This is a genomic window from Obesumbacterium proteus (assembly GCF_001586165.1).
GTDB lineage: Bacteria > Pseudomonadota > Gammaproteobacteria > Enterobacterales > Enterobacteriaceae > Hafnia > Hafnia protea.
The window spans coordinates 4,870,090-4,891,451 of sequence record NZ_CP014608.1; the positions used below are offsets into that span (position 1 = coordinate 4,870,090).

18 protein-coding genes and 2 tRNA genes are annotated in these 21,362 nt (G+C 49.7%); 1 reads left to right on the forward strand and 19 read right to left on the reverse strand.

The window, feature by feature from the left end:
* Window positions 1-484: 484 nt before the first annotated feature.
* Entirely contained in the window at window positions 485-1,507 is a 1,023-nt protein-coding gene (locus DSM2777_RS22800; RefSeq protein WP_061555226.1) for a luciferase-like monooxygenase, read from the forward strand.
* A gap of 30 nt (window positions 1,508-1,537) precedes the next feature.
* On the opposite strand, the gene yedF is transcribed toward DSM2777_RS22800, so the two are convergent.
* From yedF to rlmE, 19 genes are all read right to left on the reverse strand, one after another.
* Window positions 1,538-1,777, reverse strand: coding sequence for a sulfurtransferase-like selenium metabolism protein YedF (gene yedF, locus DSM2777_RS22805; protein ID WP_025798870.1), 240 nt, complete (start codon window positions 1,775-1,777; stop codon window positions 1,538-1,540).
* Complete coding sequence (yedE, locus tag DSM2777_RS22810; RefSeq protein ID WP_061555227.1) at window positions 1,774-2,985, reverse strand: selenium metabolism membrane protein YedE/FdhT; 1,212 nt, start codon at window positions 2,983-2,985, stop codon at window positions 1,774-1,776. The genes yedF and yedE overlap by 4 nt, the downstream gene beginning before the upstream one ends.
* Before the next feature lie 227 nt (window positions 2,986-3,212).
* Window positions 3,213-5,147: a DEAD/DEAH family ATP-dependent RNA helicase gene (locus DSM2777_RS22815; RefSeq protein WP_046459330.1), complete on the reverse strand. Its 1,935-nt coding sequence runs from the start codon at window positions 5,145-5,147 to the stop codon at window positions 3,213-3,215.
* Window positions 5,140-5,214, reverse strand: a complete 75-nt coding sequence (gene yrbN, locus DSM2777_RS25215; RefSeq protein ID WP_102961607.1) for a protein YrbN — start codon at window positions 5,212-5,214, stop codon at window positions 5,140-5,142. The genes DSM2777_RS22815 and yrbN overlap by 8 nt, the downstream gene beginning before the upstream one ends.
* 106 nt (window positions 5,215-5,320) lie before the next feature.
* On the reverse strand, window positions 5,321-6,205 hold the full coding sequence (gene nlpI / locus DSM2777_RS22820) for a lipoprotein NlpI (RefSeq protein ID WP_025798864.1): 885 nt from the start codon (window positions 6,203-6,205) through the stop codon (window positions 5,321-5,323).
* 123 nt (window positions 6,206-6,328) lie between these two features.
* Window positions 6,329-8,443 carry a polyribonucleotide nucleotidyltransferase gene (gene pnp / locus DSM2777_RS22825; RefSeq protein WP_043490729.1) on the reverse strand — a complete coding sequence of 705 codons (2,115 nt, stop codon included), beginning with the start codon at window positions 8,441-8,443 and terminating at the stop codon, window positions 6,329-6,331.
* 332 nt (window positions 8,444-8,775) lie between these two features.
* Window positions 8,776-9,045, reverse strand: a complete 270-nt coding sequence (rpsO, locus tag DSM2777_RS22830) for a 30S ribosomal protein S15 (RefSeq protein WP_004093717.1) — start codon at window positions 9,043-9,045, stop codon at window positions 8,776-8,778.
* A gap of 137 nt (window positions 9,046-9,182) precedes the next feature.
* Complete coding sequence (truB, locus tag DSM2777_RS22835) at window positions 9,183-10,136, reverse strand: tRNA pseudouridine(55) synthase TruB (protein ID WP_043490727.1); 954 nt, start codon at window positions 10,134-10,136, stop codon at window positions 9,183-9,185.
* Entirely contained in the window at window positions 10,136-10,546 is a 411-nt protein-coding gene (rbfA, locus tag DSM2777_RS22840) for a 30S ribosome-binding factor RbfA (RefSeq protein ID WP_046459329.1), read from the reverse strand. Before rbfA ends, truB begins: the two co-directional genes overlap by 1 nt.
* Before the next feature lie 72 nt (window positions 10,547-10,618).
* Window positions 10,619-13,321, reverse strand: a complete 2,703-nt coding sequence (infB, locus tag DSM2777_RS22845; protein ID WP_061555228.1) for a translation initiation factor IF-2 — start codon at window positions 13,319-13,321, stop codon at window positions 10,619-10,621.
* A 24-nt stretch (window positions 13,322-13,345) separates the two neighbouring features.
* Window positions 13,346-14,833: a transcription termination factor NusA gene (nusA, locus tag DSM2777_RS22850; protein ID WP_025798853.1), complete on the reverse strand. Its 1,488-nt coding sequence runs from the start codon at window positions 14,831-14,833 to the stop codon at window positions 13,346-13,348.
* 21 nt (window positions 14,834-14,854) lie between these two features.
* Entirely contained in the window at window positions 14,855-15,307 is a 453-nt protein-coding gene (gene rimP / locus DSM2777_RS22855) for a ribosome maturation factor RimP (RefSeq protein WP_025798851.1), read from the reverse strand.
* 215 nt (window positions 15,308-15,522) lie between these two features.
* Window positions 15,523-15,599, reverse strand: a tRNA-Met gene (locus DSM2777_RS22860).
* Window positions 15,600-15,655: 56 nt separating this feature from the next.
* A tRNA-Leu gene (locus tag DSM2777_RS22865) sits at window positions 15,656-15,742 on the reverse strand.
* A gap of 126 nt (window positions 15,743-15,868) precedes the next feature.
* Window positions 15,869-16,204 (reverse strand): preprotein translocase subunit SecG, encoded by a 336-nt coding sequence (secG, locus tag DSM2777_RS22870; protein WP_025798849.1) that lies wholly within the window; start codon window positions 16,202-16,204, stop codon window positions 15,869-15,871.
* A 223-nt stretch (window positions 16,205-16,427) separates the two neighbouring features.
* A complete protein-coding gene (gene glmM, locus DSM2777_RS22875; RefSeq protein WP_046459327.1) occupies window positions 16,428-17,765 on the reverse strand; it encodes a phosphoglucosamine mutase in 1,338 nt (445 codons plus the stop codon).
* A 6-nt stretch (window positions 17,766-17,771) separates the two neighbouring features.
* Window positions 17,772-18,605 (reverse strand): dihydropteroate synthase, encoded by an 834-nt coding sequence (gene folP / locus DSM2777_RS22880; RefSeq protein ID WP_061555229.1) that lies wholly within the window; start codon window positions 18,603-18,605, stop codon window positions 17,772-17,774.
* Between the two features lie 116 nt (window positions 18,606-18,721).
* Window positions 18,722-20,665, reverse strand: coding sequence for an ATP-dependent zinc metalloprotease FtsH (gene ftsH / locus DSM2777_RS22885; protein WP_046459325.1), 1,944 nt, complete (start codon window positions 20,663-20,665; stop codon window positions 18,722-18,724).
* Window positions 20,666-20,721: 56 nt separating this feature from the next.
* Window positions 20,722-21,348 carry a 23S rRNA (uridine(2552)-2'-O)-methyltransferase RlmE gene (gene rlmE / locus DSM2777_RS22890; RefSeq protein WP_025798842.1) on the reverse strand — a complete coding sequence of 209 codons (627 nt, stop codon included), beginning with the start codon at window positions 21,346-21,348 and terminating at the stop codon, window positions 20,722-20,724.
* Window positions 21,349-21,362 lie beyond the last annotated feature (14 nt).

The following is a 21,362-nucleotide window of genomic DNA, read 5'->3' on the forward strand; positions in this document are numbered from 1 at the left end:
ATGAGAAAAATATTCTCCAAAAAGAGAATAAAACTAAAAATTTAACTCTAAAAATACAGTTTTATAAAAGCACTGACCTGAATGCAAATATGAAAAATCCTAATCATATGAATAATATAGAAATTTCATTTTATGCGTCTTCACTAGGGATGTAACGCCTTAACGACATAGGAAATTTTTGTGATATACAGCAAGCTGGCATGAGTGGAAAAACAAAGAATAAAGCCCTACTAATATGATGGTTATCACACAATAAACGATAAGAACTCTCGCATCAGCCATTTACTCTGTAGTTTGTTGAATAAATGAAAACGATTGGAATATTAAACTAGATTTTCTGAATAGGCGGTTTAGGCTTCGATTTTGGCTCAAACTCATCCATTGAAATAGCACGCTAATCCACAACCAGCTATTGATTAATTATCACATATGATTAACATCAACCTAAAACCAGACCGATTGGTCTATTTATAGGAATAATGTTATGACTTCTCGTTCCGTACCCTTTTCAGTTCTCGACCTTTCTCCAATCCCGACAGGAGAAACGGCTCGTGATGCATTTCATCGCTCGCTGAGTCTAGCCCAGCATGCTGAGAATTGGGGCTTTCATCGCTACTGGTTGGCAGAGCATCACAACATGACCGGCATCGCGAGCGCCGCCACGTCGGTGCTGATTGGCTACATCGCTGGCGGAACTAAAACTATTCGCGTTGGATCAGGTGGCGTAATGCTACCAAACCATGCCCCATTGGTGATTGCCGAGCAGTTTGGCACGCTCGAGTCACTCTATCCGGGACGCATTGATTTGGGGCTAGGCCGTGCCCCCGGTTCCGACCAGAGAACCATGATGGCTCTACGTCGTAGCCTACACGGCGAAATTGATGATTTCCCTCAAGACGTGCTCGAACTACAGCGTTACTTTGGTGAAGTGACCGATGACCAGCATGTACAAGCCGTTCCAGGACAAGGTTTACACATCCCTATCTGGCTGTTGGGCTCAAGTCTTTACAGTGCACAGCTGGCCGCTAAGCTCGGATTACCTTTTGCCTTTGCCTCACATTTCGCTCCCGATATGCTGCATCAGGCATTAGCGCTCTACCGTAGCCAGTTCCAACCATCGGCAGCGTTGGCTAAGCCATACGCTATTGTCTGCATCAACGTGGTCGCCGCCGATAGCGAGCGCGACGCACGCTTCCTGTTTACCTCAATGCAGCAGCAGTTTATTAATCTTCGTCGTGGCAAACCGGGGCCTTTACCTGCTCCAGTACAAGATATCTCCGACTATTGGAGCGGCGGCGAGCAATACGGCGTTGAGCAGGCACTTAGCATGTCGGTGGTGGGCGATCCCACTCAGGTGAAGAGCGGATTGGAAGCGTTACTACGAGAGACTCAGGCGGATGAAATTATGGTTAACGGGCAGATTTTCGATCATCAGGCACGCCTTAGATCGTTTGAAATCGTGGCCGACATCAAACCCCGTCTGAGCATTCCTGAACTGATTGGCTAAGGCAGCTGACCTGCCTTAGCCAACGCAGGTTTATCGCTGAATGAGATAGCGAATGGTTGGGCCATCTTGTTGGATGTCGAGCACGGTGTAACCGTGATTTTTGGCATCCAACGGGATGTTATTAATAGACTGTGGACAATCGCTCACCACTTCTAAAATCTCACCCGGTTTAAGATTGGGCATCGCTTCTAATGTGGCGACCGCAGGGTACGGGCACGGCTCGCCGACCATATCTAAACGATAGTCTGGAATAATCTCTGCGTGTTTCATGCGATCTCCTTAACGGCGTTGTTCATCTGAGTTTTCGTGCGAAAGAAACGTTTTTCCCATGCGACAACCAACAAAAATGCCGCCAGCAGCATAAGGTAAGTCACCAGCAATCCACCCAGCGGGCCAAAGGTTTGCAGCAGATTTACTTTGTCGTATGACGTTGCTAACGATGGAGCCAAATCGTCCCAGTAATAAGCCAAAATGGTTGCGCCTAGAATGTTACCAAAACCCACCCACCAGAAATGGACCTGCCCTTCAACGGCACGATACATCCAGCCTGTTTCACAGCCGCCAGCCAGTACAATACCGAAGCCAAACAGCAGACCACCCAGCACCGCATTTGGCCCTGCCCACATAATTTTTGGCGGTAGACCCATTTGTACGTAGCTAAAAATACCGATAGCGCTCACCGCCATACCAATGATGATGGCCTTGGCCATATGAGTGCGGCCAGTGATCCATAAATCGCGGAATGCTGAGGTAAAGCAGATTTGAGCACGCTCGATCAGCAAGCCAAAGCCTACGCCAAATAGCATGGCTAACCCTAGCTTAGGCGCATTCATCGCGGTTAAACCGCCCCAAAGGATCACCGCCAAGAAAATGATCATACCCAGACGAAAACGACGTTTAGCCTGAGCCGGTTTCTGTGTTAACGGAGACGCCGCGCTGACTTTTTGTAATTTAACCGGAATACGAAACATCGGCAGCAGAGTGAAACGAGCACCGAAATAGGAGCCCACCGCCGTTGCTAACGCGAAGAACCATGCATGAAGAGAGAACTGAGGAATTCCGGTAAAGAATGCAGCAAGGTTACAGCCCATCGCCAAACGTGCACCAAAACCGGCAATCATTCCACCCAATACGGCCTGACAGATACGGATGCGATGCTGTGGCATGCGCAGTTTGACGTTATTAGCCCACAGCGCGGCGGCGAAACAGCCACCAAACATGCCAATGACCATCATGCCGTCAATGCGATCCAGCGGTGAGCCCTCGAGCCCAATCACTTTAAAATAGCCCCATTGCTCAGGATGAGCGCCGAATAGCTGTAATACATGACCGCCCCAGCGGGTAAATTCCCCTGTCACAGCCCAAAACGTGCCGGTGATGCCAAAGTAGTAAGTCGATAAAATGCCTGCGGCAATAACCGCAGGGAGCGGTGCCCAGAATTTTATGAGGTATTGCTGTTTGAAGTTTAACCAAGACATGAAGTATCCCCTTGTTATTGCAGCCCCCGACCGGGGAACTGTCTTGAGGTTGTCACCCTCAATCGCCAAGCATGATACGCCGATAAAACGTATTTCAAAGGCAAGAAACAAACTTATGGAAATAACCTCTCAGAAACAGGCCAGATAGAGAAAATCAGATAACTAAAAAGCAAAAAAAAAGCCAACCCGAAGGTTGGCTTAGTATGCTCTAGTTTAGAACAGCGCGATTATGCGTCGTTGCTAGTCGGAGTACGACGACGTGGCGGCTGTGCTGCATCATCACGACGTGGGCCGCGTGGTGCTGCGCTACGATCGCTGTTACCACGACGGTCATCACGGCGAGGTGCGCCATCACGTCCACCGAAGTTACGACGCTCACCACCTTCACGACCACCACCGAAGTTGCGGCCACCGCGATCGCCAGCTGGGCGTTCACGACGTGGTTCGCGTGCCGGAGCATCACCCATCAGCTGCATGTTCAGCGGCTTGTTGAGGATACGGGTACGGGTGAAATGAGACAGCAGATCACCTGGCATACCTTTAGGCAGCTCGATAGTTGAGTGAGAAGCAAACAGCTTGATGTTACCGATGTAACGGCTGCTGATATCACCTTCGTTAGCGATAGCGCCAACGATATGACGAACTTCAACACCATCATCACGGCCAACTTCAATACGGTACAGTTCCATATCACCGGCTTCACGACGTTCACGACGTGGAGCTGCGCCTTCGCGAGCTTCACGTGGCTCACGGTCGCCACGACGAGCGAAACGGTCACCGCCGCGTTCGTTGCGATCGTCACGGTCACGGAATTCGCGACGTGGACGACGTTCCATTACTGGATCTGGTGGCAGGATCAGAGGACGTTCGCCCTGTGCCATTTTCAGCAATGCTGCGGCCAGAGTTTCCATATCCAGCTCATCTTCCGGCTGCAGTTTAGTCAGCAGATCGCGGTATTTGTCCAGATCGCTGCTTTCCAGCTGCTGCTGAACTTTAGCGGCAAACTTAGCCAGACGACGTTGACCCAGCAATTCTGCATTCGGGATTTCAACTTCTGGAATAGTCAGCTTCATGATGCGTTCGATGTTGCGCAGCAGACGACGTTCGCGGTTCTCAACGAACAGCAATGCGCGACCTGCACGGCCAGCACGACCGGTACGACCGATACGGTGAACGTAAGACTCTGAGTCCATCGGGATGTCGTAGTTAACAACCAGACTGATACGGTCAACGTCCAGACCACGTGCAGCAACGTCAGTTGCAATCAGGATATCCAAACGACCGTCTTTCAGACGCTCCAGAGTCTGCTCACGCAGAGCCTGGTTCATATCGCCGTTCAGTGCAGCGCTGCTGTAACCGTTACGTTCCAACGCTTCTGCAACTTCCAGAGTGGCGTTTTTGGTACGTACGAAGATGATTGCAGCATCGAAATCTTCAGCTTCAAGGAAACGAACCAGCGCTTCGTTTTTACGCATACCGAACACAGTCCAGTAGCTCTGGCTGATGTCTGGACGCGTGGTAATGCTTGACTGAATGCGTACTTCCTGTGGCTCTTTCATGAAGCGACGGGTAATACGACGAATAGCTTCTGGCATAGTTGCAGAGAACAGCGCCGTTTGGTGCTGTGCTGGGATCTGCGCCATGATGGTTTCAACGTCTTCGATGAAGCCCATACGCAGCATTTCATCCGCTTCGTCCAGAACCAAACCGCTCAGGTTAGACAGGTTCAGGGTGCCACGTTTCAGGTGGTCCAGCAGACGACCAGGAGTACCCACAACAATTTGTGGCCCCTGACGCAGAGCGCGCAGCTGTACGTCGTAGCGTTGGCCACCGTACAGAGCAACAACGTTTACGCCGTTCATGTGTTTAGCGAAGTCAGCCATCGCTTCAGAAACCTGAACTGCCAGCTCACGAGTTGGAGCCAGAACCAGCACCTGTGGTGCTTTCAGGCTTGGATCAATATTGTGCAGCAGCGGCAAAGAGAACGCAGCTGTTTTACCGGAACCGGTCTGAGCCATACCCAGAACGTCACGGCCATTTAAAAGGTGAGGAATACATTCCGCCTGGATAGGAGACGGTTTTTCGTAGCCCAGATCGGTCAGGGCTTGGATAATTGGTGCAGCTAACCCTAGGTCAGCAAAAGAAGTTTCGAACTCAGCCATGTACACGTGCCTCATTGATGGCGGCCAGTCTACATAACTCGTCTAGAAAATGGACAATGATTTTCATTGAAAAGTGTGAACCGGCTCAAATTAGATTAAATAACGAACAAAAAGCCCTCACCTCAAGGAGGTGATAAAGCAATTAAAAAAGTATAGGCGTAGTTGTTCGTCAGCTATTGCTGGTCCGATTCTGATAGGTCGTCTTGCTCTTGGCCCAAAAGCGCCAATTCCAACAGTGCATAGCGGTGCTCAACAAAGTTATGTACGTTGTTGGCAACCGTCAGTTTGAACAGCGCAGAGGCACTGCTCTTGTCCCCCAGACTCAGGTAATATTTACCTAAATAGAAGTCAGTTTCACTGAGATGCTCAGCGAGCGAAGTGTTATCCGTTGCATCTTCCTGTAAGCGTGTCATCAATGTTTTCTGATTGATGGTGCCCAGGTAGAATTCGACAATATTCCATCCCCATTGATTCCTGTTCGCCTTGTTATATCGCTGTTCCAGCGAGGCAGTGGCTTTCTTTGGATCGATTTCACGTTCCACAAGGTAAAGCCATAACGAACGGAATGGATCATTGGGATCGTCTTGATAAAACGCCTGCAGATCATCCTGCGCTAACGGGTATCGACCACCATAATACAGTGCGATGCCTCGGTTTAAACGCGCGTAGTTGTAAGTTGGATCAAGCTCTAGTACAGAATCAAACGCTTCATAGGCGGCATCAAAATTGCCAGCCTGCGTTAAGTAAATCCCCAGATAGTTAAAAACTTCTGGCATATCAGGACGAATAGCCAGCGCTTGCGAAAAATCGTTACGCGCTAAAGCTCTCAGTCCTAGACTATCATACAGTACTCCGCGCTCATATAAAAGCTGTGCGCGTTCATCATCTGTCAATGCACGGCTAGCAAGGATTTGTTCCATGCGCGCCAGCATGACTTCCTGTTGCAGCGAAGGCTGTAACGGAATTGCTAGTACTTCGTCTTTACGCCAATCAAGGTTGCTGCATCCTGCCAGCAGAATTGCTGTCGCAACGTAACACCAGCGCAAGATAGGCTTCATTTCCCAACTCCCGAAGACCAACATCGGATTGATTTCCTATCATCCATATAAGCAAATACATCCTGTATTTGCGTAACAAACGGCTTCCCGCCTATGCAGGAAGCCGTAATACTGAACGGTTTGTTATTCAGCAGCTGGAGCAGCGGCCTGTTCTGGCGCGCTTGCCTCTTTGATGCTCAGGCGGACGCGACCCTGACGGTCAACTTCCAGAACCTTAACAGGAACGTCCTGACCCATCTGCAGATAGTCGGTCACTTTCTCAACACGCTTGTCAGCGATCTGAGAAATATGTACCAGACCTTCTTTACCGCCACCGATAGCAACGAATGCACCGAAATCAACGATACGGGTTACTTTACCCTGATAGATGCGGCCAACTTCGATTTCAGCAGTAATTTCTTCGATGCGACGAATAGCATGTTTCGCTTTTTCGTTGTCGGTTGCTGCAATTTTAATTGTGCCATCATCTTCGATTTCGATAGTCGTGCCAGTTTCGTCAGTCAATGCACGAATAACAGAACCACCTTTACCGATGACATCTTTGATCTTCTCAGGATTGATCTTGATGGTATGGATACGTGGAGCGAATTCAGAGATATCGCCACGCGGCGCGTTAATCGCCTGTTCCATTACACCCAGAATGTGCAGACGTGCACCTTTAGCCTGATTCAGAGCCACCTGCATGATTTCGCGGGTGATGCCTTCGATTTTAATATCCATCTGCAGCGCAGTGATACCTTCGCGGCTACCTGCAACTTTGAAGTCCATGTCGCCCAGATGATCTTCGTCACCCAGAATATCAGACAGAACGACGAAGTTTTCGTCTTCTTTAACCAGACCCATAGCGATACCAGCAACGGCAGCTTTGATCGGCACACCTGCGTCCATCAGTGCCAGTGAAGCACCACAAACAGAGGCCATAGAAGAAGAACCGTTAGATTCGGTGATTTCTGAAACCACACGAACGGTGTACGGGAATTCGTCTTGCTTAGGCATTACTGCCAGCACGCCGCGCTTCGCCAAACGACCGTGACCAATTTCACGACGCTTAGGTGAGCCCATCATGCCAGTTTCCCCTACGGAGTACGGAGGGAAGTTATAGTGTAGCAGGAAGCGGTCAGTCTGCTCGCCGGTCAGGCCATCGATGTTCTGAGCATCACGTTCTGTACCCAGAGTTGCGGTAACCAGAGCCTGAGTTTCACCACGAGTGAACAGTGCAGAACCATGGGTGCGAGGCAGTACGCCAGTGCGAACGTCCAGACCACGGATCATGTCTTTTTCACGGCCATCGATACGTGGCTCGCCACGCAGCACACGGCTACGTACAACATTTTTCTCCAGAGAGCCCAGTACATCAGCGATTTCGCCAGCGCTCAGAGATTCGTCTTCAGCCTGCAGAGCAGCGATAACGTCAGCTTTGATCTGATCAACCTGAGCGTAACGAGCCTGTTTTTCAGTGATGTGGTATGCATCGCCGATACGGGTTTCAGCCAGAGCAGCAACGCGCGCGTGCAGCGCTTCGTTTACAGCCGGAGCAGTCCATTCCCAACGTGGTTTACCAGCTTCAGCAACCAGCGCTTTGATGTTTTCAATAACAACCTGCTGCTGATCGTGACCGAATACAACGGCACCCAGCATCTGGTCTTCGCTCAGCAGTTGAGCTTCAGATTCAACCATCAGTACTGCACCTTCGGTACCAGCAACAACCAGATCCAGCTTGCTTTCTTGCAGCTCATCTGTTGTTGGGTTCAGCACATACTGGTCGTTGATGTAACCAACGCGGGCTGCACCGATTGGGCCATTGAATGGAATACCAGACAGGCTCAGGGCAGCAGAAGCACCGATCATCGCAACGATGTCTGGGCTAACCTGCGGGTTTACAGAAACAACGGTAGCAACTACCTGAACTTCGTTCAGGAAGCCTTCTGGGAACAGTGGGCGAACTGGGCGGTCAATCAGACGCGCAATCAGAGTTTCGCCTTCACCAGGACGGCCTTCACGACGGAAGAAACCACCTGGGAAACGACCAGCGGCGTAGGTACGCTCCTGATAGTTAACGGTCAGAGGGAAGAAGCTCTGGCCTTCTTTAGCTTTTTTAGCACCAACAACGGTAACGAATACCGCAGTGTCGTCCATGGTAACCATTACAGCAGCAGTGGCTTGGCGAGCCATCATGCCAGTTTCCAGCGTTACGGTATTCTGACCGTACTGGAATTTGCGAACGATAGGATTCAGCAAAGTATTTTCCTTATCTTTATAAGTTTAATGGCGTCATCAAAACACCATCACGCTTTTGCCTTCGATCACTTCGTTGCATTCTCGCGACTAATGGAAATCACTGGTCATCCAGAGACTTGCATTAGCCGCGCGAACATCTGCAAAAAGGATCGTCACTCGGCATGCGTTATCAGCAACAGTCTAACCGACTCTCGTTTTAACGCTTACTTCTTTAACAACAACGATTTTAACAACCGAATTTGAGTTAACTACAATACATTAACCTGATTTGCGATTGCTTCCTAGAAGAAAGGGGCCAATCTAGGCCCCTTTACTTCTGAAAATCGTTTGGACTAGCGACGCAGACCCAGACGTTCGATCAGGCTGGTGTAGCGAGCTACATCTTTACGCTTCAGGTAATCCAGCAGCTTACGACGCTGAGAAACCATACGCAGCAGACCACGACGGCTGTGGTGATCTTTTTTGTGTTCAGCGAAGTGACCTTGCAGGTGGTTGATCTGTGCAGTTAACAGAGCAACCTGAACTTCGGTGGAACCGCTGTCGTTAGCGTCACGACCGAAGTCAGCAACGATTTGAGCTTTAGCTTCAACACTTAGAGACATTATAGAACTCCAAATTCATAAAACGATTAAAAAGGCGGGCGCCGATCTCTAATTCAGCTGCCCAATACATAAGCCGCGCTATTCTACTCTGAGCGCAATAAGATCGCAACAAAGCACCTTATCGACCTCAGTGCACCTTACTCTTCAGGAACGCGCTCTTCTACTACTAGGCGACGTGGTGCCAAGCGTCCTTGGTCATCCACTTCGCCAACGCCGATAAATCGACGTTTCTCACCCACATTGATGCGCACCATACCTTCAGCAGGCAAACCTTGCACCTGCACCGGCTGTCCTTGAAGAACATAGGCGGCAACCACATCGGTTAGATTGATTTCCGGCAAATGAGATGCAGCGGTATCCATCGGCAGCAGCAGCGGATCGAGAACCGTTCTAGGTTCAACGCCAGCCTCTTCGGCAGCGGCAACCATTTGCTGCAATTGCTCCAGAGAAACCATGCGCTCCGACGGATAATTAGAAACCTGCACACGACGTAAATAGATGACGTGTGCACCACAGCCTAAAACCTCACCCAAATCATCAATGATGGTTCGGATGTAAGTACCTTTCGAGCAGTGGATTTCTAACTCTAACTCATCGCCTTCCCAGCGGATAAACTGCAGTTCATACACCGTAATGTCACGAGCTTCGCGTGGTACATCAATGCCCTGACGCGCATACTCATACAGCGGCTTACCTTGGTGTTTAAGCGCAGAGTACATCGATGGGATTTGTTGGCTATCACCACGGAACTGCTCCAGCGCCGCATCCAGTTGTTCCTGAGTAAATTCCACAGGACGTTCCTGAACCACTTCGCCATCGGCATCCGAGGTATTCGTTCTTTGCCCTAAACGCGCAATCACGCGATAGCGTTTATCGGCATCCAGCAAGAACTGAGAAAATTTGGTCGACTCGCCTAAGCAAATAGGCAACATACCGGTTGCTAAAGGATCTAGCGCTCCGGTATGGCCTGCTTTATTGGCGTTATAGATGCGTTTTACTTTCTGCAAAACGTCATTTGAGGATAGACCTTGGTGTTTGTCTAATAACAGAACGCCGTTAATATCACGGCCGCGACGGCGAGGTCGTGACATTATTCCTCCTCAGTGTTACCTGAAGTATCACCTGACGCTGAGCGACGCTCTTCGTCATTTTTCACAACGCTGGTCACCAGATTAGACATACGCATACCTTCAACCAGAGAGTTGTCGTATGCGAAAGTCAGTTCAGGTACAACACGCAAACGCATTGCTTTACCAATCAACATGCGGATAAAGCCAGAAGCTTCATGCAACGCTTTAAGACCCACTCGCACCGCGTTTGGATCGCTATCATTCAAGAAAGTGACAAACACTTTGGCATAAGCCAGATCGCGGGATACTTCAACGCCAGATACCGTCACCATACCGATGCGTGGATCTTTAACTTCACGTTGCAAAATGATCGCAATCTCTTTCTGCATCTCTTGAGATACACGCTGAGTACGGCTGAATTCTTTTGCCATTTTGGATTCCTCCCAGACGAATTGGGGGGCATTAAGCCCCCCAAAGATATTATAAGCTGAGCGCTTACCTAATTACTCAATGGTACGCTTAACTTCGATGATTTCGAATACTTCGATCATATCGCCAGTGCGAACGTCGTTGTAGTTCTTAACACCGATACCACATTCCATGCCGTTACGAACTTCGTTAACGTCATCTTTGAAGCGGCGCAGAGATTCCAGCTCGCCTTCATAGATAACCACGTTGTCACGCAGAACGCGGATTGGGTTGTGACGTTTAACGACACCTTCAGTAACCATACAGCCTGCGATAGCACCGAATTTAGGTGATTTGAACACGTCACGAACTTCGGCCAAGCCGATGATTTCTTGACGATATTCAGGCGCCAACATACCGCTCATCGCCTGCTTAACTTCGTCAATCAGGTTATAGATGACGGAGTAGTAACGCAGATCCAAGCTTTCAGTTTCAATCACGCGACGCGCAGAAGCATCGGCACGGACGTTGAAGCCAAGGATGATAGCGTTAGAGGCAGCGGCCAGAGTCGCGTCAGTTTCAGTGATGCCGCCCACGCCGGAGCCAACAATTTTCACTTTCACTTCATCGGTAGACAGGCCTAACAATGCATCGGAAATCGCTTCGCAAGAACCCTGTACGTCAGATTTCAGTACGATGTTCAGTTCAGAAACTTCGCCTTCGCTCATGTTCGCAAACATGTTTTCCAGTTTAGATTTCTGCTGACGAGCCAGTTTAACTTCGCGGAATTTACCCTGACGATACAGAGCAACTTCACGCGCTTTTTTCTCGTCACGAACAACGGTCGCTTCGTCACCGGCAGCAGGAACGCTGGACAGACCCAGAATTTCTACAGGGATAGAAGGACCCGCAGAGGTCACTTCGCGGCCCATTTCGTCGCGCATCGCACGCACACGGCCATACTCGAAGCCACACAGAACGATATCGCCTTTGTTCAGCGTGCCTTCTTGAACCAGAACAGTTGCAACCGGACCGCGACCTTTATCCAGGAAGGATTCGATAACAACGCCGCTCGCCATACCGCTGCGAACTGCTTTCAATTCCAGAACTTCTGCCTGCAACAGGATAGCGTCCAGCAGATCATCAATACCGGTACCCGCTTTAGCAGATACAGGGATGAACTGAGACTCGCCGCCCCACTCTTCTGGCATTACGCCGTACTGGGACAGTTCGTTTTTAACGCGATCCATATCAGCTTCAGGCTTATCGATTTTGTTCACAGCAACAACAACCGGCACTTTTGCCGCTTTAGCATGCTGGATTGCTTCGATAGTCTGTGGCATCACGCCATCGTCGGCAGCAACAACCAGAACCACGATGTCTGTAGCCTGAGCACCACGAGCACGCATAGAAGTAAATGCGTCGTGACCTGGGGTGTCCAGGAAGGTGATCATACCGTTGCCGGTTTCTACGTGGTAAGCACCGATGTGCTGAGTGATACCACCTGCTTCGCCCGATGCCACTTTCGTGGAGCGGATGTAGTCCAGCAGGGAAGTTTTACCGTGGTCAACGTGGCCCATGATGGTTACAACTGGAGCACGTGGCTCAGCGGCTGCACCGGTATCACGGTCGCTCATTACTGCTTCTTCCAGCTCGTTTTCACGACGCAGGATAACTTTATGGCCCATTTCTTCAGCAACCATCTGAGCAGTTTCCTGATCGATGACCTGATTAATAGTAGCCATAGCGCCCATCTTCATCATTGCTTTGATGACTTGGGAGCCTTTAACAGCCATTTTGTTAGCCAGTTCTGCAACGGTAATGGTTTCGCCAATGATGACGTCACGGTTAACCGCTTGAGCAGGCTTGTTGAAGCCTTGCTGCAGAGTGCTTGGTTTACGTTTGCCTTTACCACCACGGGTCTGAGCACGCGCTTCTTCACGATCGGCTTTAGATTCAGACAGTTTATTGCCTTTCTTCTGCTTAGTCGCTTTGGTTGCGGTACGTGCACGAGCGCGACCAGCTTCAACCTGACGGTCGTTTTCATCTTCTGCTTCACGAGCATGATGAGAAGTGGTTACGTGGTAGTCAGAAGTATCTTCTGCGGTCTCTGCTTCTGGCGCTTTGCCTTCGTTAGCTTCAGCCATTTTGCGAGCTTCTTCAGAAACACGCTTAGCGTCTTCTTCAAGCTTACGCAGTGCTTCTTCTTCGGCTTTGCGTTTCAGTGCAGCAGCTTCGGCTTCACGGCGCGCTTTCTCAGCATGCGCAGCTTTGGTTTTTTCGTCGGTATTTTGATTCGTCACTTTTTCACTTTCCGCTGCGCCACGCTTAGCTTTATCAGCGGCCTCACGTTTGGCTTGCTCTTCCAGGTTACGTTTCGCCTGATCTTCAGCAATACGCTTCGCTTTTTCTTCTGCTTCACGTTTTGCTTTCTCTTCAGTCTCACGACGAGCCTGCTCTTCCGCTTCACGCTGTGCCTGTGCTTCTGCTTCAGCCTGTTCAGCTGCCGCATCGCCTTTTACATAAGTGCGCTTTTTGCGGACCTCAATTTGCACGGCTTTGCTTTTTCCGCCAGTGCTTGGAACATTCAATGTGCTGCGTGTTTTACGCTGCAGCGTCAGTTTACCTGATGCGCTGCCATGCTCACGATTTAAATGAGCTAATAATGTTTCTCTTTCCTGTGGGCTCACAGAATCATTTTCTGACTTATTAATCCCTGCATCAGCTAACTGCTGTACCAGGCGATCAACGGAAGTCTGTATCTCTGCTGCCAGTGATTTTACGGTTACTTCTGTCATGCTGTTCCTTCCCGCTACAGTTCATTATTCACTATCGCCAAACCAGCAAATATTACGTGCGGCCATAATCAGCTCGCCGGCCTTTTCACTATTCAGGCCTTCAATATCTGCCAGATCGTCGATGCCCTGCTCGGCAAGATCTTCCAGCGTACAAACCCCACGAGCGGCCATTTTAAAGGCGATACCACGGTCTAAACCTTCCAGACCCAACAGGTCGTCGGCTGGCTTTTGGTCACCCAGGCTTTCTTCCTGAGCCAAAGCCAGAGTGGTTAACGCATTTTTTGCGCGCTCGCGCAAAGCGTCTACCGTATCTTCATCCAGACCGTCAATGGCCAGCAGTTCCTGTTCAGGAACGTAAGCCAGTTCTTCCAGAGTAGAGAAGCCTTCTTCAACCAATAGAGTTGCGAAGTCTTCATCAATATCGAGATATTTGGTGAATGTATCGATAGCTGCGTGAGCTTCGGCCTGATGTTTAGCCTGAAGATCATCAACGGTCATTACGTTCAGTTCCCAGCCGCTCAGTTGAGCTGCCAGACGAACGTTTTGGCCATTACGCCCAATTGCCTGAGCCAGATTGCTTGCTTCAACCGCGATGTCCATTGTGTGTTTATCTTCATCCACAACAATAGAAGCCACGTCGGCTGGCGCCATAGCATTGATAACGAACTGTGCTGGATTGTCATCCCACAATACGATGTCGATACGTTCGCCACCCAGTTCGCTAGAAACGGCCTGAACACGCGCACCGCGCATACCCACACACGCCCCTACCGGGTCAATACGTTTATCGTTGGTTTTCACCGCGATTTTCGCACGGGAACCCGGATCGCGGGCTGCGGCTTTAATCTCGATGACTTCTTCGCCGATTTCCGGCACTTCAATGCGGAACAGCTCGATCAGCATTTCTGGACGTGAACGGCTCACAAACAGCTGAGCGCCACGTGCTTCTGGACGCACGTCATACAGCACACCGCGGATACGGTCGCCTGGACGGAAGTTTTCACGCGGAAGCATGTCTTCGCGGCCAATAACGGCTTCGGCATTGCTGCCCAGATCTAATGAGATGTTGTCGCGATTTACTTTTTTAACCACGCCGGTGACGATCTCACCTTGGTGTTGACGGAATGCATCAACCACCATCGCGCGTTCAGCTTCACGTACTTTTTGTACGATAACCTGTTTTGCGGTTTGAGTCGTGATACGGTCGAAGGTTACAGATTCGATCTGATCTTCTACATACTCACCCAACTGTAAAGCTGGATCTTCAAACTGAGCCGCATCAAGAGTAATTTCGCGGGTTGGTTGAGTAACTTCATCAACGATAACCCAGCGACGGAAAGTATCGAAATCGCCAGTTTTGCGATCGATGCAAACACGAACGTCGATTTCTTGTTCGTATTTTTTCTTGGTGGCAGTCGCCAGTGCAGTTTCCAGTGCTTCAAAAATTTTTTCGCGAGGAAGCGATTTTTCGTTGGAAACTGCCTCAACAACAGCCAGAATTTCTTTGTTCATCCTAGTGGCCTCATCCAAACTTTAAAAGTGGGGTACCAGGTTCGCTTTCTGGATGTTGCTCAGCGCGAACACTTCGTCTTTTCCATCTACAGTAACCGTGATCATCTCGCCTTCGACAGCTTTAATAATACCCTGCCATTTGCGACGATTCTGCACCGCCATACGCAATACCAAAGAAACTTCTTCGCCCATAAAACGGACGTAGTGTTCAGCGGTAAACATCGGACGATCAAGGCCAGGAGATGAAACTTCCAGGTTATATGCAACCGTAATTGGATCTTCGACGTCAAGAACGGCACTGACCTGGTGGCTGACATCAGCACAATCATCAACATTGATCCCTTCGTCACTATCAATATAGATGCGTAGCGTTGAATGGTGACTGCGGATGAACTCAATACCAACCAATTCGAAGCCTAATGCCTCAACCGGCGCCGAAATCATCTCTGTCAATTTTTGCTCTAATGTGGACAAGCCCACCCCCAAGACATAAAAAAAGGGCTAAATAGCCCAGTGATTCTGTTGTCAGATAACAAAAAACCCCGAAAAATCGGGGCTTTATGCAACTGGACCCCATATACTGCCGAACGAATTCAGTGCCGCTTTCTGACAATATTTTTTTCAAAACACCCGTTTGAGTCGTTGGCTGAACGTAAACAGTATATTTGAAAAAAGATACTTTAGGAAAGTGGTTGCGGGGGCCGGATTTGAACCGACGACCTTCGGGTTATGAGCCCGACGAGCTACCAGGCTGCTCCACCCCGCGTCCGAATCGTGGCGAATACTACTCTAATAACGTTGAAAAAACAAGTTATCAAGGATTGGTACCGAGGACGGGACTTGAACCCGTAAGCCCTATTGGGCACTACCACCTCAAGGTAGCGTGTCTACCAATTCCACCACCTCGGCATTACGAAAGTGATAAGCCGTATTCAAAACTTATCACCTTTTACTTCAGTTTCTAAAAGATAGCTTTTAAAAACTTTACTGCTGAATTCTGTACTTCTTGGTTACTGCGGCTTCGAGCTAGTGCGATTAGTGAGGAATATCGCTACTTGGGGTTACCGGAGCTGCTGGTGCAGCAGGCTGCTCAGTTTTCACTGGCGCACCCAGATTTTCCCACTCACTGCCTTTCTTGCCTTGCTGACCGCTCAGGTTACCCAGAACCAGACTCAGTACGAAGAACAACGTCGCTAGGACAGCTGTTGTACGGGTCATGAAGTTACCAGAGCCGTTGGAACCGAACAAAGTTGCAGATGCGCCAGCGCCGAATGAAGCGCCCATATCAGCACCTTTACCTTGCTGCAGCATAACCATGGCAACTAAGCCAATTGATACCAGCAGGAAAATTACTAAAAGAGCTTCATACATAGTCGTACCTGTTTCCTTGCGGGATTTCCGCAGCCAAAAGCTTCAACCATTAAAGCAGACGAAAATAAGTCTACTGAAGCGGGTGTGAATACTACCCAATGCCGCCAAGGCGTGCAAGAGCAATTTATGATGTGTGGTGCGATTGCAGAAAAAACCAGCAAAACATCAAGATTCACTGGTTTTTCATCACATAACTACACTGACAAAATTGCTCGGCAGTTAGTTAGCCTGCTGCTTTCACGGCGTCAGCGATGCGGTTCGCCATTTCTGTCACTTGCGCATCATCTTCACCTTCCACCATCACGCGAATCAACGGTTCGGTACCTGATTTACGTAACAAGACGCGGCCACGGCCATTAAGCTGAGCCTCAACTTCTGCCGTCACCGCTTTTACGCTTTCTGTTTGCAGTGGATCATGATTGCCCGCAAAGCGCACGTTGACCAGAACCTGTGGCAATAGCTTCATGCCGCTGCACAGATCGTGCAAAGTCATGTGGTTACGCACGATAGCAGCCAACACTTGCAGACCCGCCACAATACCGTCACCGGTGGTTGTTTTGTCGAGGATAATCACATGGCCTGAGTTTTCAGCGCCTAAACGCCAGCCTTTAGCGGCCATCATTTCCAGCACATAACGGTCACCGACTTTCGCACGTGCAAATGGAATACCCAGCTGCTTCAGTGCCAGTTCTAAGCCCATATTGCTCATCAGCGTGCCTACTGCACCGCCGCGCAGGTTGCCCTGACGCAGATTTTCACGCGCGGTAAGATAAAGGATCTGGTCACCGTCAACTTTATTGCCTAAATGGTCAACCATCATGACGCGGTCACCATCGCCATCAAATGCCAAACCAACATCCGCTTTCTCGGCTAAAACACGAGCCTGAAGCTGACGGACATCCGTTGCGCCACACTCTTTGTTGATGTTCATACCATCAGGCTCACAGCCGATGGTAATCACCGTTGCACCGAGCTCACGCAGCACGCTAGGCGCGATGTGGTAAGTTGCACCGTTGGCACAATCGACAACAATTTTAAGCCCGCTCAGGCTTAATTCCGTTGGGAAAGTACTCTTACAGAATTCGATATAGCGGCCCGCAGCATCTACGATGCGGTTCGCTTTACCCAGCTCAGCCGACTCTACGCAGGTCAATGGTTTTTCCATTTCGGCTTCAATCGCTTCTTCAACCTCATCGGGCAGTTTAGTACCGTCGATGGAGAAGAATTTAATCCCATTATCGTAATAAGGGTTATGCGACGCGGAGATAACAATACCGGCTTCAGCGCGGAAAGTGCGCGTGAGATAAGCGACAGCTGGCGTTGGCATTGGCCCTGTGAAAGAAGCCGATAGCCCCGCCGCAGCCAAGCCTGCTTCTAAAGCAGACTCCAGCATATAACCAGAAATACGGGTATCTTTACCGATGATGATTTTACGCGAACCGTGACGCGCCAAAACCTTACCCGCAGCCCAGCCGAGCTTTAACACAAAATCAGGAGTAATCGGGCAGTCACCCACTTTTCCGCGAATCCCGTCCGTACCAAAATATTTGCGCTCGCTCATAAATCTTTATCCCTTCGCTGAAAGTGTAGCTTCGACGACACGCATCGCCTCAACTGTCTCTTTAACATCATGAACCCGAATAATATGGGCTCCTTGCATTGCGGCAATCACTGCACATGCCACACTTCCCGTCACGCGTTGTGTCGGACCAACTTTCAGAAGCTGACCAATCATTGATTTACGAGACATACCGACCAGAAGCGGTAGACCAAAATGATGGAAATGCGCTAGGTGAGCCAGAAGTTGGTAATTATGCTCCAGATTCTTGCCAAAACCAAAACCGGGATCAATCAATAAGCGGCTTTTATCGATGCCAGCCGCGGTGCATCGTTCAATTTGTGATGTCAGATAGCTATCTACCTCGGCAACCACGTCGGTATACACAGGTTTGTGCTGCATGGTTTTTGGATCGCCCTGCATATGCATCAAGCATACCGGCAAACCCGATTGTGCTGCCGCTTCTAACGCGCCGGGCTCACTCAGAGAACGAATATCATTGATCAACGTTGCACCCGCCTGAGCGCTAGCGGTAATCACTTCAGCTTTAGACGTATCCACCGAAATCCAAACGTCGAAATAGCGAGCAATCAGCTCAACGATAGGTACCACGCGTTCAAGTTCTTCTTCGGTGCTCACTTCTGCGGCACCGGGGCGAGTCGATTCACCGCCAACGTCAATGATGGTTGCCCCTGCGCTGATCATCGCTTCTGCATGGCGTAAAGCGGCATCCAATCCATTATGTTTACCGCCGTCGGAAAATGAATCCGGCGTGACATTCAGAATCCCCATCACTTGAGGATAAGTCAGGTCCAGAGTTAACCCTTGCGCTTTCAGCTGCATGCAGTCTCCATATATCATTTTTATTGTTGAGGTGGGTATTTGAACGCAAAAAAAAACCCCGAGCAAGTCGGGGTTTGTCTGTCAGCACACGATATTGGCTACATCAGCCAGCGCGATTACTTCTCGCCGGTATTGCCAGTCGTGATGTTGTCATCAGAAGATGGCGTATTCAGCTGCTCTTCCGCAGGCTTGTTCACTGGAGCTTGGGGAGCGCCACCGTTGTCTGAACGGTTATTTTGCTCTTCTTCCCAACCAGCCGGTGGACGAACTTCGCGGCGAGCCATCAAATCATCAACCTGTGGAGCATCGATAGTTTCATATTTCATCAATGCATCTTTCATCGCATGCATGATATCCATATTGTCTTCCAGCAACTGGCGCGTGCGCGCATAGTTACGTTCAATCAATGCTTTCACTTCTTGGTCGATGATGCGTGCAGTTTCGTCAGACATGTGTTTTGTCTTAGAAACAGAACGGCCCAAGAATACTTCACCTTCTTCTTCCGCATACAGCAATGGACCCAGTTTTTCTGAGAAGCCCCATTGGGTCACCATGTTACGAGCGATTGTGGTCGCCTGTTTGATGTCCTGTGATGCGCCAGTAGAAACGTTTTCAACGCCGTAAATCAGTTCCTCAGCCAAACGACCACCGTAAGCAACGGAAATCATACTTTCCAGTTTCTGACGGCTGTAGCTGATAGCATCGCCCTGTGGCAGGAAGAAGGTCACACCTAACGCACGACCGCGCGGAATAATCGTGACTTTGTGTACCGGGTCATGTTCAGGAACCAGACGACCGATGATCGCATGGCCTGCTTCATGATACGCGGTAGATTCTTTCTGCTCTTCGGTCATGACCATAGAACGGCGCTCTGCGCCCATCATGATCTTATCTTTGGCTTTTTCAAACTCAACCATCGATACAACGCGTTTGTTAGTACGGGCAGCAAACAAGGCCGCTTCGTTGACTAAGTTAGCCAAATCAGCACCGGAGAAGCCCGGAGTACCACGTGCAATAACAGATGCATCAATGTCTGTTGCCAATGGCACGCGACGCATATGAACTTTCAGGATCTGCTCACGACCACGCACATCTGGCAAACCAACCACAACCTGACGGTCGAAACGACCTGGACGCAGTAACGCAGGGTCCAGTACGTCTGGGCGGTTAGTTGCGGCAATAACGATAATACCTTCGTTGCCTTCAAAACCATCCATCTCAACCAGCATCTGGTTCAGGGTTTGTTCACGTTCATCGTGACCACCGCCCAAACCTGCACCACGTTGACGGCCTACGGCGTCAATTTCATCGATGAAGATGATACATGGAGCCGCTTTCTTCGCCTGTTCAAACATGTCACGAACGCGGGATGCACCCACACCGACAAACATCTCAACAAAGTCAGAACCGGAAATAGTAAAGAACGGAACTTTAGCTTCACCCGCAATGGCTTTCGCCAGCAAGGTTTTACCGGTACCTGGAGGACCAACCATCAAGATGCCTTTCGGGATCTTACCGCCCAGTTTCTGGAAACGGCTTGGGTCACGCAGGTATTCCACTAATTCAGCAACTTCTTCTTTTGCTTCGTCACAACCGGCGACGTCAGCAAAAGTGGTTTTGATCTGATCTTCGGTCAGCATGCGAGCCTTGCTCTTACCGAACGACATGGCACCTTTGCCACCGCCGCCCTGCATCTGACGCATAAAGAAGATCCAAACCCCAATAAGCAATAGCATTGGGAACCAAGAAATGAAGATTGAAGCCAGCAAGCTTGGCTCTTCCGGCGGTTCACCAACCACTTTTACATTCTTCGTTAACAGAGAATCCAGCAGCTTAGGATCGTTAACAGGAATGTAGGTCGTGTATTTACCGCTATCTTTCTTGGTTACGTTAATTTCACGTCCATTAATACGGACCTCACGTACCTGATCCTGATTAACCTCAGTTAGGAACGTAGAGTAATCCACCCTACGGCTGTTCGATTCGCTGGGCCCAAAGCTCTGGAACACAGACATCAGCACTACTGCGATGACCAGCCAGAGGATTAGGTTTTTCGCCATGTCACTCAAGGGATTAACCTCATATTACAACTGTGTTAACAATAAGCATCAGGGTACTATAGTTTCCGCCCTGTCGCTACGATGTATACTTCCCGCGAACGTGCTCGGGATGCATCAGGCTTACGAATCTTAACCTTCGTAAACAGGGAGCGGATCTGCGTAAGGTACTCGTCAAAGCCCTCTCCCTGGAACACTTTCACCAAAAAACTACCGCCAGGGGCTAAAACATCCTTGGCCATTTCCAGCGCTAATTCAACCAGATACATTGAGCGTGGAATATCTACCGACGGCGTGCCACTCATGTTGGGAGCCATATCTGACATCACAACCTGTACTTTATCCTCGCCTACGCGTTCGGTCAGCGCTTTGAGAACTAATTCATCACGAAAATCGCCCTGAAGGAAATCGACACCAACGATAGGATCCATAGGCAGAATATCGCAGGCAATCACTCGCCCGCTGTTTCCGATTTGTGTGACCACATACTGTGACCACCCTCCCGGCGCAGCACCCAAGTCGACAACGGTCATCCCTGGTTTAAACAGTTTGTCAGTGCTTTGTATTTCATCAAGTTTAAACCAAGCACGAGAACGAAGTCCCTTTTTCTGCGCCTGAATTACATATTTGTCACTAAAGTGTTCGTGCATCCAGCGGTTTGAGCTGGCGGAACGTTTTTTACCCATCTGATATTAACTCT

Coding starts and splice junctions, on each gene's coding strand:
- rbfA (WP_046459329.1), bottom strand. CDS start 10,546: ATGGCAAAAGAATTCAGCCGTACTCAGCGTGTATCTCAAGAGATGCAG.
- secG (WP_025798849.1), bottom strand. CDS start 16,204: ATGTATGAAGCTCTTTTAGTAATTTTCCTGCTGGTATCAATTGGCTTA.
- nusA (WP_025798853.1), bottom strand. CDS start 14,833: ATGAACAAAGAAATTCTGGCTGTTGTTGAGGCAGTTTCCAACGAAAAA.
- nlpI (WP_025798864.1), bottom strand. CDS start 6,205: ATGAAGCCTATCTTGCGCTGGTGTTACGTTGCGACAGCAATTCTGCTG.
- DSM2777_RS22800 (WP_061555226.1), top strand. CDS start 485: ATGACTTCTCGTTCCGTACCCTTTTCAGTTCTCGACCTTTCTCCAATC.
- ftsH (WP_046459325.1), bottom strand. CDS start 20,665: ATGGCGAAAAACCTAATCCTCTGGCTGGTCATCGCAGTAGTGCTGATG.
- folP (WP_061555229.1), bottom strand. CDS start 18,605: ATGCAGCTGAAAGCGCAAGGGTTAACTCTGGACCTGACTTATCCTCAA.
- yedF (WP_025798870.1), bottom strand. CDS start 1,777: ATGAAACACGCAGAGATTATTCCAGACTATCGTTTAGATATGGTCGGC.
- infB (WP_061555228.1), bottom strand. CDS start 13,321: ATGACAGAAGTAACCGTAAAATCACTGGCAGCAGAGATACAGACTTCC.
- glmM (WP_046459327.1), bottom strand. CDS start 17,765: ATGAGCGAGCGCAAATATTTTGGTACGGACGGGATTCGCGGAAAAGTG.
- truB (WP_043490727.1), bottom strand. CDS start 10,136: ATGTCACGACCTCGCCGTCGCGGCCGTGATATTAACGGCGTTCTGTTA.
- DSM2777_RS22815 (WP_046459330.1), bottom strand. CDS start 5,147: ATGGCTGAGTTCGAAACTTCTTTTGCTGACCTAGGGTTAGCTGCACCA.
- rlmE (WP_025798842.1), bottom strand. CDS start 21,348: ATGGGTAAAAAACGTTCCGCCAGCTCAAACCGCTGGATGCACGAACAC.
- rpsO (WP_004093717.1), bottom strand. CDS start 9,045: ATGTCTCTAAGTGTTGAAGCTAAAGCTCAAATCGTTGCTGACTTCGGT.
- yedE (WP_061555227.1), bottom strand. CDS start 2,985: ATGTCTTGGTTAAACTTCAAACAGCAATACCTCATAAAATTCTGGGCA.